The organism is Orbaceae bacterium lpD04 (assembly GCA_036251935.1).
Classification (GTDB): Bacteria; Pseudomonadota; Gammaproteobacteria; order Enterobacterales; family Orbaceae; genus Orbus; species Orbus wheelerorum.
The window spans coordinates 757,261-773,280 of sequence record CP133967.1 but is presented as its reverse complement, the minus strand read 5'-3'; the positions used below and the strand labels follow the sequence as shown (position 1 = coordinate 773,280).

At 32.5% G+C, this 16,020-nt stretch carries 20 protein-coding genes; 7 read left to right on the top strand and 13 right to left on the bottom strand.

Annotated features, from left to right (window positions below):
- Window positions 1-58: 58 nt before the first annotated feature.
- Complete coding sequence (locus RHO14_03540; GenBank protein ID WVD71878.1) at window positions 59-1,102, top strand: type II asparaginase; 1,044 nt, start codon at window positions 59-61, stop codon at window positions 1,100-1,102.
- Window positions 1,103-1,347: 245 nt separating this feature from the next.
- Entirely contained in the window at window positions 1,348-1,797 is a 450-nt protein-coding gene (locus tag RHO14_03535; protein ID WVD71877.1) for a hypothetical protein, read from the top strand.
- Window positions 1,798-2,079: 282 nt separating this feature from the next.
- Here the strand turns inward: RHO14_03535 and RHO14_03530 are convergent, their stop codons facing one another.
- From RHO14_03530 to RHO14_03500, 7 genes are all read right to left on the bottom strand, one after another.
- On the bottom strand, window positions 2,080-3,057 hold the full coding sequence (locus RHO14_03530) for a retron St85 family RNA-directed DNA polymerase (GenBank protein WVD71876.1): 978 nt from the start codon (window positions 3,055-3,057) through the stop codon (window positions 2,080-2,082).
- 201 nt (window positions 3,058-3,258) lie between these two features.
- Window positions 3,259-4,191 (bottom strand): retron St85 family effector protein, encoded by a 933-nt coding sequence (locus RHO14_03525; GenBank protein WVD71875.1) that lies wholly within the window; start codon window positions 4,189-4,191, stop codon window positions 3,259-3,261.
- A 118-nt stretch (window positions 4,192-4,309) separates the two neighbouring features.
- A complete protein-coding gene (locus RHO14_03520) occupies window positions 4,310-5,959 on the bottom strand; it encodes a DUF927 domain-containing protein (protein ID WVD71874.1) in 1,650 nt (549 codons plus the stop codon).
- Between the two features lie 179 nt (window positions 5,960-6,138).
- On the bottom strand, window positions 6,139-6,906 hold the full coding sequence (locus RHO14_03515; GenBank protein WVD71873.1) for a hypothetical protein: 768 nt from the start codon (window positions 6,904-6,906) through the stop codon (window positions 6,139-6,141).
- Between the two features lie 306 nt (window positions 6,907-7,212).
- Entirely contained in the window at window positions 7,213-7,572 is a 360-nt protein-coding gene (locus tag RHO14_03510; protein ID WVD71872.1) for a hypothetical protein, read from the bottom strand.
- An 81-nt stretch (window positions 7,573-7,653) separates the two neighbouring features.
- Window positions 7,654-8,112 carry a DNA repair protein RadC gene (gene radC, locus RHO14_03505; GenBank protein WVD71871.1) on the bottom strand — a complete coding sequence of 153 codons (459 nt, stop codon included), beginning with the start codon at window positions 8,110-8,112 and terminating at the stop codon, window positions 7,654-7,656.
- Complete coding sequence (locus RHO14_03500; protein ID WVD71870.1) at window positions 8,109-8,633, bottom strand: hypothetical protein; 525 nt, start codon at window positions 8,631-8,633, stop codon at window positions 8,109-8,111. Before RHO14_03500 ends, radC begins: the two co-directional genes overlap by 4 nt.
- Before the next feature lie 182 nt (window positions 8,634-8,815).
- Here RHO14_03500 and RHO14_03495 point away from each other — a divergent pair, with 182 nt between their 5' ends.
- The gene (locus RHO14_03495; GenBank protein WVD71869.1) at window positions 8,816-9,214 is read left to right on the top strand and encodes a hypothetical protein; all 399 of its coding nucleotides are present in this window, start codon (window positions 8,816-8,818) and stop codon (window positions 9,212-9,214) included.
- Here RHO14_03495 and RHO14_03490 read toward each other — a convergent pair.
- Window positions 9,211-9,600, bottom strand: coding sequence for a helix-turn-helix transcriptional regulator (locus RHO14_03490; protein WVD71868.1), 390 nt, complete (start codon window positions 9,598-9,600; stop codon window positions 9,211-9,213). The genes RHO14_03495 and RHO14_03490 overlap by 4 nt on opposite strands.
- 175 nt (window positions 9,601-9,775) lie before the next feature.
- Here RHO14_03490 and RHO14_03485 point away from each other — a divergent pair, with 175 nt between their 5' ends.
- Entirely contained in the window at window positions 9,776-10,183 is a 408-nt protein-coding gene (locus RHO14_03485; protein ID WVD71867.1) for a hypothetical protein, read from the top strand.
- A gap of 283 nt (window positions 10,184-10,466) precedes the next feature.
- Here the strand turns inward: RHO14_03485 and RHO14_03480 are convergent, their stop codons facing one another.
- Complete coding sequence (locus RHO14_03480) at window positions 10,467-10,769, bottom strand: hypothetical protein (GenBank protein ID WVD71866.1); 303 nt, start codon at window positions 10,767-10,769, stop codon at window positions 10,467-10,469.
- A gap of 61 nt (window positions 10,770-10,830) precedes the next feature.
- Window positions 10,831-12,063 carry an integrase domain-containing protein gene (locus tag RHO14_03475; GenBank protein WVD71865.1) on the bottom strand — a complete coding sequence of 411 codons (1,233 nt, stop codon included), beginning with the start codon at window positions 12,061-12,063 and terminating at the stop codon, window positions 10,831-10,833.
- A gap of 460 nt (window positions 12,064-12,523) precedes the next feature.
- Between RHO14_03475 and RHO14_03470 the strand changes: the two genes are divergently transcribed.
- The 3 genes from RHO14_03470 to RHO14_03460 are packed head-to-tail and all read left to right on the top strand — an operon-like array spanning window position 12,524 to window position 14,249.
- Complete coding sequence (locus RHO14_03470; protein ID WVD71864.1) at window positions 12,524-13,132, top strand: PAAR domain-containing protein; 609 nt, start codon at window positions 12,524-12,526, stop codon at window positions 13,130-13,132.
- Between the two features lie 5 nt (window positions 13,133-13,137).
- On the top strand, window positions 13,138-13,929 hold the full coding sequence (locus tag RHO14_03465; GenBank protein WVD71863.1) for a hypothetical protein: 792 nt from the start codon (window positions 13,138-13,140) through the stop codon (window positions 13,927-13,929).
- Window positions 13,914-14,249 (top strand): hypothetical protein, encoded by a 336-nt coding sequence (locus RHO14_03460; protein ID WVD71862.1) that lies wholly within the window; start codon window positions 13,914-13,916, stop codon window positions 14,247-14,249. The genes RHO14_03465 and RHO14_03460 overlap by 16 nt, the downstream gene beginning before the upstream one ends.
- A 54-nt stretch (window positions 14,250-14,303) precedes the next feature.
- Here the strand turns inward: RHO14_03460 and RHO14_03455 are convergent, their stop codons facing one another.
- Genes RHO14_03455 through RHO14_03445 form a run of 3 tightly spaced genes read right to left on the bottom strand, consistent with a single transcriptional unit; the run spans window position 14,304 to window position 15,996 of the window.
- Window positions 14,304-14,654, bottom strand: coding sequence for a DUF1353 domain-containing protein (locus RHO14_03455; protein ID WVD71861.1), 351 nt, complete (start codon window positions 14,652-14,654; stop codon window positions 14,304-14,306).
- 10 nt (window positions 14,655-14,664) lie between these two features.
- Entirely contained in the window at window positions 14,665-15,075 is a 411-nt protein-coding gene (locus RHO14_03450) for a hypothetical protein (GenBank protein ID WVD71860.1), read from the bottom strand.
- A gap of 18 nt (window positions 15,076-15,093) precedes the next feature.
- Window positions 15,094-15,996: a tail fiber protein gene (locus RHO14_03445; protein WVD71859.1), complete on the bottom strand. Its 903-nt coding sequence runs from the start codon at window positions 15,994-15,996 to the stop codon at window positions 15,094-15,096.
- Window positions 15,997-16,020: the final 24 nt, after the last annotated feature.

Sequence of the window (16,020 nt, the reverse complement as noted above, 5' to 3'; positions counted from 1 at the left end):
TTACTATACCAAACAACATAAAAAATATCGATATAACAATTCTTAAAGGAGATAAGTAATGAAATTCAAAGCCCTATTAGCTAGCGCTTTATTAATAGTATGTTCAATTTGTTATAGTGAAGTTAAACTTCCTCATATTAGGGTACTTGCAACTGGTGGCACGATTGCTGGCGCTGCACCAACAAATACGCAAACGATCGACTATAAGGCAGGTGAATTAAGCGTGCAAACATTGATTGATGCCGTACCTGAACTTAAAAATATTGCTCAAATAGAGGGTGAACAAATCGTTAATATCGATAGTAAAAATATGACTAGCGATATTATTTTGACCTTATCTCAGCGCGTCAATGAATTACTGGCAAAAGACGATGTTGATGGCATTGTAATTACACACGGCACAGATACACTTGATGAAACATCCTATTTTTTAAACCTCACAGTCAAAAGTGATAAACCGGTTGTTTTTACCGCAGCAATGCGCCCATCAACGGCAATTAGTGCTGATGGGCCAATGAACCTACTTGAAGCAGTAACTGTTGCAGCCGATCCTAAATCTAAAAATAGAGGCGTTATGATAGTAACGAACGATCGTATCGGCTCTGCACGGTTTACAACTAAAACCAATACCACAACAACCGATTCATTCCATGCAATAGAGCAAGGTGCTTTAGGGGTGATCGTTGGTGGCAAACCCCATTTTGAAACAAGAGTAGATAAGATTCATACCAAAGATTCTACTTTTGATGTGAGCAACCTAAAAGCATTACCGACAGTTGTCATCATTTATGGTTATCAAGATGATCCTGAGTATTTATATGATGCGGTGATCGCAAATAAAGCTGATGGTATTGTCTATGTTGGCACGGGTGATGGATCAGTATCAGATAGAAGCCGAAATGGCATTAATAAAGCGCTTGATGCAGGTATTGTGGTAGTAAGAGCATCTAGAACAGGTAATGGCGTCGTATCAGAAAGTAATATTGAGCCAGGGATTGCCTCTGATTCACTTAATCCAGCTAAAGCCAGAATCCTACTTATGACCGCCTTAACACAAACTCGCGATCCGAAGCTAATTCAGCAGTATTTCCATAATTATTAAATCATTCCCCCTGATAAGGTTTAAAGCTTTATTAGGGGGGTTATTTAAATAATACACTATCTGAAAATTAATCCTTCGCTAAATATCGCGACGCGTAATATCGGTGATATGAAAAAGCACGAGAAACGATCTGCATCAAAGCAAGTTTAGGTCGAGCTTGAAACGTTTAATGTAACTCTAGTGTATTTTTATGCAAAATGATAAATTGGCTGAGATGAATTTAAGATATAGGAAGAATATACAATATGGCTCGTCGTCGGGAATTTTTTGATATAGCTCACGGAATTTCAAGCTCCTTTAATAGCCGAAATAATGATCTTCAGGGCTATTGGGCAATAGGTATTTTATATAAATATCTAAGTACAAATAATATAACATCTATAGTTTTTGATATATTAAACAACACTAGCACACTAAATACCGAAAAGTTTCCTCAAATTATCTCTAGATATAGTGCCCTTCTTTATTATTTATTAGGAGTTAAAAATATTAATTATAATTGGGTTAAATCTGCAACTATAAAAATAGATTTTAATCAATATAATAAAACTTATCATGACCAAATATTTTATCCTATCGGTGATCCTTATACGATCACAATGACATTAATTGACGACCGAGGAAAAATATTTGAGGCAAATAGTTATGGGAAATGTCGATATCACGATCCTAATAAAGAATTTAAAAGAGGTTGATATGCAACAAGAATAAAAGTTTTAGCGCATTACATCCATATAATCATAAATTAATTTTTTATTTTATAATGAATTAAAAACTTTATTGAATAGTATGTGGGCACGCTGGGGGCAGTTGAATTTGAAATATAACAACATGACTAATAATCATATTTTAAAACAAAACAACCTCAATATAACTAAACATATAACTATAAGTTAATCTAAATGCCCATTTAAAATTATTTCATAAAAAAATACTAACAAGTCATTTGTATAGATTATCTTTATAGATAAATACAATTATGGTTGTTTACTTATTTTTTTTAGTCCATATATATTTGGATCTACAATACCAAATTTAGAACATAATTTATTTATATATTCAAATAGCATTTTATATGTTTTTGGATCGACTCCATATATATAAGAAAGCGTTCCATTAATATAGTTAATGTCGCTTGTCTGACCTTCACTTTTTAAAAATAAATAAAGTGTTCTTCTCAGAATTTTAAATTTCTCTCGTCCTAATCTAACCTCATTGTTGCCAGAAACAATCAATCCTGTTATTTTTTTTCTATTCCTTAGACCTAAAAACCTAGTCTTCTTTTCATTAAGAGTAAATCCTTCATTTTTAATAATACCTTCAACTACTTTTTTCGCAATAGTTAATTTTTTAATAGTTAAAGAGGATAATGTTATATCATCTGCGTATCTAGTAAATATAATATTCTTCTTTGATGAGTATCCTTGAATACGAGAATCCATTCTGGAACAAACTAAATTAGCTAATTTTGGAGAAGTTGGAGCTCCTTGGGGTAAGGATTTATGAAATGTACAAATTGAAGCCAAAAAAAATGAAACCTCTTTGTTATAACCTATGGATAAAAATATCTGTATAATTTTATTTATTTTTATACTTGGAAAAAAATTTTCTAAGTCAAGCGATAGAATATAATTAGATGTTGCATGAGGAAGAACATTGTCTAAAGTAGAGGATTGTTTTTCAAATCCTTTAGAGTTTTCAGAAACATAAAGAAAATCCAAAATGTTTCTTAAAATCCATGCCTGAACAGCTTTTAATTCTTTACTCGGGTGAGAAATAGTTCTTAATTCGGCACTATTTCTTTTAGGTATATGAAAAACCCTATAAAATGAATCGGAACGTTCATATAATGCAGAAACAAAATTGTAAGAAAGGCCAAGCTTATCAGCAAATTTTTCAACTGATGTTATAACTGGCAATCCGATATTTTTTAATTTATAAACACCATAAGACATAAAGTGTAGAGCCTCTAACTTTTACTAAACTAAAGAATTAGTGTATAAAGAAATGGTGAAGGATAACTGGGGGAAGTTATCCTTTGCCATTTCTTTATAATGTGTTAAAAATGCTTTCATGTAGAGTGGCGCATACACCACCCATTACTTCAATTTTTCTATAAAAAATCAAAGCCAAATCAGGGAAAACCCCGCTAAAAATCAAAAAAGCTCTACACTTTTGATTATCCTATCACAATTTAGTTTTGATTTCTTGCGATTTTTCCAATTTAATATTTCTATTCTTATCCTATCAAGATGTGGTTCTGAATAATAACTTTTCAAAAAATTTTTCCCTGCATCAGTTAACTCATAAGTATTAGAGCAATTTTTTATATGATTTTTTTCACATAACCGTTTAATTGAAGATGTTACAGCAATCTCACATAATTTTTTGTTTTGCATCAATATATTTTGAAGTAATTCAATGAGAGCTTTTTTCTTAAGGTTATCGAATAAGTAAATGCAAGGAAGAACAAAATATTCAGTCTCAAGAATATTACTGAGATCCTTTTCTACAGGATTAAATTTTCTTATTTTTCCTATTGCATCATTTATTTTTTTATATAAATTATTTGCCATTTCTTTACTTTGAAAATCACTATCATCAAAATAAATAACCTTTCCTGTTTTTTTGGTTGAGGATTTAACTAAGCGCAATGGACCATAATTAATAAAACTCTTATTTTTTTTATATTTATTGTGAGATAAAACAACCATTTTATTCGACAAGAGTGGATTATTCGAAAAAGCACCTAATTCAGCAAAAGAGCCAGGGCTCTCAGGTATAATGACTATCGCATCAACAGATGCAGCTAAAATATTTTCCATTTCAAGTAAGCTAAATCTAGTTTGACCGGATAATAAATCATCAAAAATAGTCTCCGGATACATAAGTTCATAACGCAAATAAGATGAAAATAATTGTTTTAATTTATATCGAAAACAACTTTCATTCTTGATATCACCTCCGCATAAAAATACCGAATTTCTTACACCTCGCCCTCTTTGAATATAGCCTCTATTCTTAAAAACATAATTATAAATAATATTGGCAATACCTGTTTTTTCATCTTCTGATAACTCTTTTTGCATAAACAATTTGCCTTTATAAAAATACTAATAGCCACATTGAAGCTGCTCATATTTAAACAGTATAAATAAAAATCCCTTTTTATTACAGTTAAAAAGAGACTTAATAAAACTAATTGAATTATTTTACCTCTAACAACATAAAATACCTTCTCTCAATCGCTTTGCTAACTTTAGCGCCTTTAACCTTATAGCGAATTTGCCTTGTATATTTTAAAGTACCACTTGAGTCCCGTTGCGTTAATAAAACCGTCTGGTTAGCTAAATATTTTAAGAAGCCTTTAATATCAGAATCACCACAAACTTGTTGTAGGCATTTTTTACTCACAGCCAAGACCAATTGATTATTAACTTTACATCGAACTACATCAAACGATTTGACATCTTTTTCAGTATACTTGCCACTATTTTTCAGTAAATCAACATAATCCTGTTGCTTAAGGTTATTTAGAATATCCTTATAACGTCGTTCATGCTCAGGGATACCTTGTGAATAGCGATAACATTTAATTACACCATTCAATATATCCTTCCTTCCAAACGGCAACACGTCATACTCAATAGCAAGACACCCAGCCGCATATACAAGAGCAAATTTATCAGCTATCCTCACTTCAATACCATTGTTTAAATCAACGTTGATCTTCTTCTTGAAATAAGCAATTCGTTTAGCAATAAAATCAACAACATTAGCTTTACCGTTATTAAGATCTTCTATTAGACTATCTAAAAAATGATACTTAGGAATACCGAAGTAACGCTTACAATTCGACTCTAAATGCTGTACAAACTCAGATGTAGATTGAAACTTATCAGGTAAGCTTTCTAATATTCCGTATTGTTTACTAATTTCTGCAGGTATATCAATCACGCGAACTTTTTCGCCATTAAGCTTCTCAGATCCGCCTTCAAGAGCATATTGTTGTAAACTTTTTTCACCATTACTTAACATAAAAGCTCGCCACTCAGCTGTTCTTTCTTGATAACGTTTTGCTTTAACTTTGCCTTTACCATTAGCAAAAACATAAATAGCTTTTTGAAGTCGGCTTGCTCTCTGTTTCGCAGTGTCAGCAATAGTTTGAGCATCGTCTAAAATCAATAAAGAATCATTATTTCTTTCGGATAACTCTTCCATTCCTGTTTCTGTAACATTCCACTTTTCATTATTTGAATAGTGACCAAGCACCGATGCCGCTACGTATGTCATAATGCTTTTACCTAAAGAACTACGACCATAAATATGGAATCCTCCATTTTCAATAGAAGTTAACGAACAAATTATTCCAGTGAACGGCAAACATATAGAAAGCATCAACAAAGGGCTATTATGGGCATAATCCGCAACATGTTTTTGCCATTCTTTCAGCGAGCCTTGTTGATCATTACTAACAGATAAAAAAGAAACACTTGGATGTAACAAAGGTCCATATTGCCCTTTTTCTTGACCAATTACTTTACCTCCAAGATCAAGATAATTACGATCGACAAAACCAGGACGATAACTTAATAAAATATTACTATCAGTTGCAGAGTTCAGTTTCAAACTCGCTTTTTTCCAGTAATCAGGTGTATTATCAGATGAATTATTAAAAATATAACCATGAGAAATACAATCATTTTTTAGCTTTCTTGGATCACAAGCTAATTCTGCTTCAATCAATCTTTTGCTAGGGTATAATGGATCAGCTGTTGAATGTTCTATATATAAATACGCCTTACTTGATAGATCAGAAACAATAGTCCGACCTAAACATTGAATATAATGATTCATAGTCTTTCCTTGTGTTTAGTAATTGAAGCATTAGAACAATCACCCAATCACCAAAATATATGTTAAAAATATTTTCATTCCTGTAGTTATGCAAATTAAGTAGTGTTGTAAGCTAAGAATGCTCAAACTACTACTTTGAATCTGCTAACTATACGAAATAATGAGATAACTAAGATTTATTAGCTTTTTCTATTTAAATTTTTAGTAAAATCAGGTAGACGAATACCATATTTAAATATCAAGCTATTAAAACCAAAACGATCAAATTTCACTAAAGCAATCACCTTTTGTTCACCTTTTAATGATATTTTTCTTGTGTATCTTTTGCCTTGATACTTGTAAGAAATAACCATTTGAGGCATAAACTTAAACAAATAACTAATCTGTTTAATGGGATCATTTAGTTTTTGAACTAAGATTGGGCGTTTTCTAACACCTTTTCTTATTGAATGTTTGTTGATATTACGAGCAACAGTTCGTAAGCATCCAATTGTTTCAGTGTCGTCTGGTATTATTAGATGGAAGTGGGGTAGCCAAGCATTGATATCCTGATGATAATCAAGCTCAAAACAGCCAATAATTTGAGAGTTAATACCTGCATTTCTAATACGATGGTAAAAATTATTTTGATACTTTTTCAGATCAAAAAATTTAAAATCCTCATCAATTAAGTAATTATAATCAATGATTGTAACTATTCTATAATTACAATCATTAAGATGCTTAATTAAATAAGTGAGTAATGTTACCCTCAGCTTGCGCCTGCATTCGTGACATACAGGACTAAAGCACGGTTCCATTGGATAACAAGCTGCTAGTTTATGAAGTAATTTACATCTTCCTGCCAAGTAAGGTAAAGATTCTTTACGGAGAAATTTTAGCGTATTCGCTTTATTCTCTTTAGCAATCCGAATAGACTCGAAATTAAAGTATTGATTTTTGCTCATGGTTAATATAACCTGTATAATATGTAAATAGGCTTTATTCCCATTTACATAGTTGATATTAGTAGTTGTATATTTAGTTGTTGGCGCAGCTAAACATACGAATAAAGCTACTGAGATTAATGTGTTAAATTCGAAGTTGGCTTAACTCTACATCGGGTGAGCCAATCTTCAATTTCCTCTAATTTAAATGCAATCCTCCTCTCACCTAGTTTATAGACATGAAATTCCCCTTTATTTGCTAAAGATATTAAGGTATTCCGACAAAGTTGTGTCATTTTCTGTAACTCATATATAGTAATAAATCGATTAATCATCTTGCTTGACGTCCTCTTCTGTTAATGAAGCTAATACTGCATCAATTTGTTCTGAAGAAAGCTCCATAACTCTTTTACTGCTAAGTTTGACCCAACTATCAAGTTGTTCTGAATTAATTAAACCAATCATATTCTTTGAATCACGACATAATATAAAACCAAATTCTAAACATTCCTCCTGTAATTCACTAAAAAATTTGTCCGAAATTACTTTTCGGCCTGATATAACTCTAAGTGTATTTAAACCTAGCTTACATTTATTAACGACCCTCTTCCCCTCGCTATATAATAGCAAATTAGCGATAAGCATTTTGGCTACGCCAGCTACTCCAATTATAGATCTCCTCTCCATATCTTTCTCCCTTTAATTGTTAACACTTAAATTAAGTGTTAACAATTAAATCACTTTAAAAATAATTAGTCAATAATTATTTTAAATTAAGCCAAGTTTTTTCATTGAAACAATTTCGTGTTTGGCTACAATAAAGTGATCAAGCACCTGGACATCAATTAATGATAAAGCCTGCTCAATTTTTTGGGTAAGATTAATATCTGCAGGGCTAGGTGATGACTCTCCACTGGGGTGATTATGTACAAGTATCACTGAAACCGCATTATAACAAAGCACTTGTTTAGCGATTTCGCGTGGATAGACGCTAGTTTCATTGATTGTTCCTCTAAACAGTTCTTCAAACGCTATCACTTGATTTTGGTTATTTAAATACAACACACAAAACTCTTCATAATCAAGCAGTCCTAGATTTAATATAAGATAGTCCTTAACATCGTTTGGTGAACAAAGTTTTTTACCTGTATGAATAGATTTGGCAATAATAGCTTTAGCTTGATTAATAATATTGAGGTCATGCTCATTAGTGACTGTAATGGTCATATTGCACGCTCGAAAAAATAAATATCATCGAAATAAATTTTGTAGGTTTTATGCTGGTTAACCAATGAAAATTTACGTCGAGACACCTTATTAAAATTACTACTATCTGAAAAATAGACAAACTCACCATCAATAGCTCGTACTACTGACCAGTGGTACTGAGTACCAATAATGACCGAAGTTCGATTATCTGGGTATTTATTAAGAAATTGATTAATTTGTGAGAACAGCTGAGGGGTTGTTAACTTTGATATACGTCGATATGGCATTGTGATGGTTATCGGATAATGTTGATAATAATAGCCCTGCTGAAGCACTTCCGTTATTAGATTATCCATTTCGACATTAGTCATACCATAATTGGCTAAATCAATAATATTGTATTTTTGGTGATATTGATTAATTAACTTGAGATATAAATTTTTACGTTTTAGCCTGTTTCTATACAGGTGTGATACTGCATTTACCAAACTGTAAATGCCACAAAAGTTATCTAAATCACCTTGCTTTGCTGGCATCATCAATATAAAAACACCTAATGGAACACTTTATTACATTTAATATAATAACTAATAATATTATATCAAAAAATAATACAAAAATAAACAAAAATTTATTTTATATCAATATCTTAATCAAAATAAAAGTTATGTAATTTAGCTCAGCATAAATAATTTTATTATACATGAAAAAGGAGTTAATAATGAACACGTTCAAAATACCGTATAATCCCACATGGTTTTATACTTTGCCAACTTATCAGGTTAATTCACTAAAAAGATTAATAAGACACAATCCTCAAGCATGTAAAAAAAATAAAATCCCACAAGGTTATGGTCAATTCGGTTTCGAAAAAACAAACCCAATTCCTGTTTATGGAATGCCTGAAATTGAGACTTATTTGTCAAAGCTAAGATTAAATAATGGTAGTAAGATCCGTTGGCAATCAGATGGGAAAACTAGTGCAAATAACATCAAAGAATCAATAGAACAATATAAAATTTATAAACAAAATGGCAATTTGCTAACAATATTGTATTTTTCGCCCTATCATCTGCTAACCAGCGATAAAGCACCAAAGGGTTTCAAGTTTAAAACTTAATTCAGTGTATCTAATAAGATAATGAGTGCTCGTTTCTGCTCTATTGTTAAATTTTGCCAACGTTGTAATAACCGAATCTCCAGATCTTTGGGATTTGAGCCAAAGTAAGCTTGTTTTTTATCAGCGACTTTATTGAGTGGTTTTACAGCATAGCTTTGTTCTTCATCAATTAAAAACCAGCTAATAGGCGTTTGTAATCCAATAGCAATCAACGTCAAATGTTCCAAATTGATTTTATTCTCACCCCTTTCATAACGTGAAATGGTTTGAGCCGCTAATTCTAGTTTTTCTGATAACTGAACAACAGTTAAACCTTTCTCTTTTCTACACAGCTGTATTCGTTTACCTACTTTTTTATCAATATCTGAAACTGGCGTTTTTGCCATCTTTGAATAACTCTACATTAAGTGACTAATAATTAATTATTTTCCTGTTATTACCTTGATATTCAAATATCAGCTATAGATATAAATTACAATAAATATATCTATTATTGATATATTTATTAATTTATACTACAATTAATGAGTTTTATAACATGACATAACATAAGGGAAATAAATGAAAAAATTATTTGTACTTTCATTATTAAGTAATTTTTTATTAACTGGTTGTGGTGACAATATGCCGCCAGATTGCTCCAACAAGGAAACTGTTAATTTAGTTAAAGATATAAGTAAAACGGAGCTAATCAGACAGTTCGAGTATTTAAGTAATACCAATATTACTCAATTTGAAACTGTTAGAATTGGTCTTGAAAAATTACGTTTAGGTAAATTTGAACTTCTTGTCAACAATATTAGAACTGTAAAAAAAGATGAACAATCAAAAAAATATGTTTGTGCCGCTGAGCTAATTATACCAAAAATACAAGAAGATGGCTCCGATGCAAAGCATCCTATTACCTATACTAGCTCTTTAACAGATGATAAAAGCAAGATTTATGTCGAAGTGCATGGATTAAGATAATATTCATATGGAGATATTTTACGCGCAATTAATATTAACTAAGTTTGCAAATAGGGCTTATTAATAGCCCTATTCATCTATTTTATAATCTAAACCAACAAGACGACTTTTCTTTTGTACCTATCAAATAGTACTGTGGTTTCAGGAAGTTTATACATATTTTTTCTACAAAATGCTACTGTCATTATCTATATCTATGGCTTCAATAATCCACGTTAAAAAAGTGATCGAGGACCATTAGATTTTGATGATGTATTTATGATGTGAGAAATAGGCAATAGAGTTACTCCTTCCTTTTAGCCCGAATAGCTGAACTCGAAATCATAATGGAACAAAATTGAATGACATCACTAACTGAACGTAATGAATACACCGCTCTTCCATATTGACCATGACTTTTTATACCAGGAATAGGTTCCCATTGATGAACCTCCAAATATCCAGAACCATTTTCTCTTATTAAAAAAGAAACTGCATTCCAACGTTCAATACATACATCAAACTCTTTATCGCTGCCAGTGATTTCATAATTTTGTGCAGTTGCAACATCTTTGATGATTTTTATTAACTCTGTATTACTAGCCATTACTATATCCTCGTTATCTTACGAGTAGATAATATAGCCTATTGAAGATAATAAAGAAATGCTATAAGTTGACAACTTTAATTGAGTTGTAATAATGCTTTGATTGCTCAATAAAATCTCCCCACCACTGCATCATTTTAATTCTTTGTTCAAGATAAATAGCCCGATTATAAGCTCGTCGTACTTCATTACTATCAATATGAGCTAGAGCTGCTTCAATAGCATCAGGATCAAATCCTTTTTCATTCAATGCTGTTGAGGCAATAGATCTAAATCCGTGGGCAACTAAACGCCCAGCAAAACCTAAGCGCTTAATCACAGCATTAACCGTCTGACTATTCATTGGTTTATTATAAGGAGATTTCATACTTGGAAAAATATGTTCGCGATGCCCACTAATTGGTTTCATTGTTTCTAGTATCTCAATTGCTTGTTGGCATAATGGAATCATATGGACACGATTCATTTTCATTCGAACAGCAGGAATAGTCCAAAGTTTATTATCTAAATCAATTTCAGACCACCTAGCCTCTGCTGCTTCTGTTGATCTAGTAATAGTTAATAGTTGCCAGAATAATAAACAACGAGTTTGACGTTCAATATTTACTGTCTCTAATGCCTTTAAGAGTTCAGGCAATTCTTCGGGTTTCAGTGCTGGCATATTTTTAACAACTGGATTAGCAAAGGCATTACTTATCTTAGCAGCAGGATTTGCCTCAATTAGGCCAACATTCATCGCATAATACATTACTTCATTAATACGCTGACAAAGACGTTTAACTGACTCTAACTTACCTTGTGCTTTCACTGGTTCTAATGCAGAAATAAAATCCCGAGCTTTCACTTCTGTAATCATCTTGTTACCTACTGTGGGAAATACATGTAATTCTAATGAGCGCCAAATATCTTTAAGTGTTGCTTCTTTTAATCTTGATTTGGACTTAAGCGTAAACCATTCACGAGCTACCTTCTCAAAAGTATTCTCTTGTTCTTCTTGTAAACGACGTTGTTCAGATTGTTTATAGTCTTGAGGATCAGTACCTTTAGCTAATAACTCCCTTGCGCTATCGCGTTTTATACGAGCATCAGCTAAACTTACTTCGGGGTATGAACCAAAACTAATTAATGCTCGTTTTTTAGAAACAGGTCGGTAATAGTTAAACCGCCATATCTTTGTGCCAATAGGTTTGATGAGCAGATATAATCCTCTACCATCTTGTAAGGTATATTCTTTCTCTTGCGGCTTGGCTGTTTTGATTTTGGTATCCGAAAGAGGGGTAGTTATACGTGCCATTGTCATACCCTTTTAGTTATACGCCATTTAGTTATACATTTTCATATAACTAATTATATAACTAAAATTCTTGATTGTCACTGAATCACAATGAATATTACAGATATAAAAAAAGCTTGAAAACATTGTATTTCCAAGCTTTAATGTAATTAATTGAACATCAATAAACGATAATTTGGTGGAGCTGGGGGGAGTTGAACCCCCGTCAAAAAAATAATAACTATATATTTTTTATAAATAAAAATAGATAAATTAAATCTGTGTACACTATACGTGTACTTTAAAAAAACGAGGAAAAAGGAGTTGAATTCGCGTCCGAAATAGTTACATTTAAATAGCTAATTGATGCAGTTTGATATATTAAGCTTCTGTGTTACATTAATGTTTAAAATTCACTTTTCTAATATTTTAGATGCACTATTACTACCCCAATAATAATAAAGTATAGGGAGTTCAATAAATGCCAAAAAGAATAGCTGTAATTAATGATACAACCACGACTGGTGGCAAAGTGATTAGTGCGTCAGGTACTGCATTTGATGGCACAAGTGGCGTTGCCTTATTAGGTGATTTAGCATATTGCCCTAAATGTAAAAGTACAGGTAAAATTATCCAAGGTGCACGCGATTTTATTATCGATGGGAAACCGGCTGCCTATAATGGCTGTATTATTGCATGTAAATGTACCCCCGTTGGAAGTCATAAGATTATTGCAACCCAAAGTAGCATGTTTGTTAGTGAACAAGCTAGTCCCAGCATGGCGAATGCAACAAAACAACCAAACTCATCACTAGTAAAAAATAGCAAAACACTTAACGACGTAATATTAGATAAATGGATTGGATTCAAACTACCGTTAAATAGGGATTATTCTGGCTTAAACTTTGTTGTCACTCTTAGTAATGGTGAATTATTGAAAGGAATTTTTAATAAAAATAATGAAGCTAGGTTACCTATAAATTCTGAATGTGATAGCGCAACAATAAAAATCGAAAACTTTAAAAGCTTAGAAAATGACAACGTCAAAACAAGTATAACTGAAACATTACTAAATAAAATAATAGGTTAGAAGTCATGTTATTATTATATATAGATGTACCAGGGCAATTCTCTATAGAAAATGAGCATTTGATTAATGAGGACAATCAGATATTAGACACAGCAGTGGATGCGCTAAATGGCACAGCCATGAAGTTCTCTATAGACGCCATTAGTGATGCAAATGTAAGACAAAGTTATCAAAGTAATATAAAAAGAATGATTGCTGAAATAAAAGGATTAGTTAATACAAGAAAAATATCAGTAAAAGAAGCTGCCGAATTTTGTTATGAAATGAGAAACCAAATAATGGCAGAACATCGAAAGTTTACATCAGCCTATGGATTAGCTAGAGCAGAACAACATAAGCTAAAACCTAAATCCTTAGATAATTTATTAGATAAATATTCTCAAAAAAAATTTAATTTAAATTTTAAAGACCTTTCGCCAGAGCAAAGAAGTGTGGCACATTACGAGATAATCGAATCTGCTGGACGTGATCACCCTAAATTTACTACACAAAATAAAAGATTAAAAATTTTAGGCAAAGTGGGGGTTTTGGTGACTGCATCTCTTGCCACTTATGAGATACTAAATGCTGAAAACAAGCCTAAAGAAGCAGTAAAACAAGGTATACAAATTGGGGGCGCAGTCGCTGGTGGTTGGCTTGCTGGATTTGCTGTAGTTCCACTATGTGGACCTGGCGCACCTTTCTGTGCTCTTGCTGTTGTTTTAGTTGGTAGTATAGGTGGCGGAATAGTTGGCTCCGCTGTAGCTGACAGTCTTGATGATGAAATAGAGGAATTTACTAAATGGGAAATATTTTAAGCAAAGAAGAACTTTATGTTGCTCTTTCTGACCTTTTCGCTGCTGATCAAATCGACTACGATTATATTGCTTCAGTAGCAAAATTATTCCCTATCGAATCTGTCGAGTATGCTTTATTTAATTATGTAGCTCCAGTCTGTTACTATAATACCGTCACTTCATTTTGTATATCTTTCGATAAAGATGATTTAATTAGTAACATTAATCGAGTAAAACAAAATGAAAATTCTTTTTTTGGTAGAATGAAAATGTATTTTTTCTCTAAATATCTTCAATTAAAATTCAATCATGAATGGAAAACACTTAAAAACCTATTGTAGCGGTTGCTGGCAAACTTATTGAAGAGTAAAAATGGCGACTTATGTCGCCGTTAATTAATACGTTCCCTTACCAAAAAAATGAATAAAAAAAAGCGCAATATACATCATGCGCTTATTTACTCCGCACTCCCTACATACTTTTTTATACGCATCATCCGCAATGGCTTTTGTCATTATTGCATTATCATACATATAATCATGCAAGATGGCGGCTCTAAGTGCTTTATTTAGAGGTGGATATATTGACCAAAGAAAGCGTGGCAATGTATTGCCATCTGTAATAAATCCACTCGGTACGGTGATAACTTCATTGTTAACATTATAGTTTAGCGGCTCAAGTAGAATATAATTATATTCACCAAAAATCGGTTCAAGCCTAATAGCTTCATTTTGATTACAAATCATTATAAATCACCTATGCTGTTATTTTTGCACCTTGAATAAACATTTCATCAACTTGTTCATTAGATAGACTAAATATCTTTTCTGCTAATTGAATTAAGTTAGAATCACGCCTAAATTCCTGCGCAGTCTCCCAAGCGGTTTTTGCTGTGATATTTTCTACAGTGTCATCAGATAATGAGTTAATGTATTCATCAGTTGCTTGATAAAGCGTGTTGCCATTTTCTAACTTTGTAAGTTTTAATACCGTTAACGCTTGAAAACGGCTTAAAGCTTGCGGAACAGCAATTTGTTCATCAGATACAGATAGCATTGCGTTTATCTCTACATCTGACATTTCTATTAAATCTGGGCGCAAAATAGCTACATCAACATCATCGTCAAAAGCCCATATATTGCCTAATTTATCTTTAAAATATTGCATAATATCTACCTTTTAAATTTACCTTATCTCTACCCATAAGCAGTTCGCGCTGCCTGCCCATTTTGGATTATCAGATGTCGCATAATATGTGCCGCCAGTTGGCACAATAAAAGTTGATAAAACCCCTTCTTTCGGTAAAGTAAAACGACAATTTCCAATAGTTAAAAATATATTTAGCACTCTGGTTTGTATTAGTAATGCTATAGGCTTTCCTGTCGTGTTGGTATAGGTAACTTTACAAAACCTGCTGCTTGACACATCTTGATAAGACTGCCCCACACCTATACCCGATGATGGCGGCGTACCAAATGACATATAACCGTTCGCATCAAAAGCATAAAGCCATATCCCTCGCGCATTATCCCAAACGCCACTGTAACCATCCGCTTTAACTTGAAATGAATAACGACCTCCGCTATTTGGGGCATATAAATATAGCGCACCTCCTGCGTTATTTGAGTCAACACTTATATTTGAGTACAACGGAGAAACCTTATCATTTAATGTTTTTACTGCTGTTGATGATGTGTTTGCTAAATCATAAGTAGTCTTAACGGCTTTTGATGTTGCCGCGGTTGTTTCTGAATTGCTTGATACCGACGAGCTAAGAAGAACTTCGTTTCCATCTTTTCCATCCTTACCATCTTTGCCATCTTTGCCATCTTTACCAGGTGGCCCTTGTGTAATGCTGAGTATATGCTCAGCAGCTTTTTCAGTTTCATTTTTTGCAGCGGTCGCCTCTGCGATAACTTGCGTTAGCTCACTCGTTAGCTTAGCGCGTGTAGGAATTGGATTACCAAATCTATCGGCCGTATTGTCTTGTTGACTATTTGTCCATTCATCAACAATTATCGTATTGTCGTTAAAATCTCTTACCGCATTTGACGGTATTGCATTACCTGTGTTTTGTCGCTCTGCCATTTTTCACCTTTTAGATATAAAAAA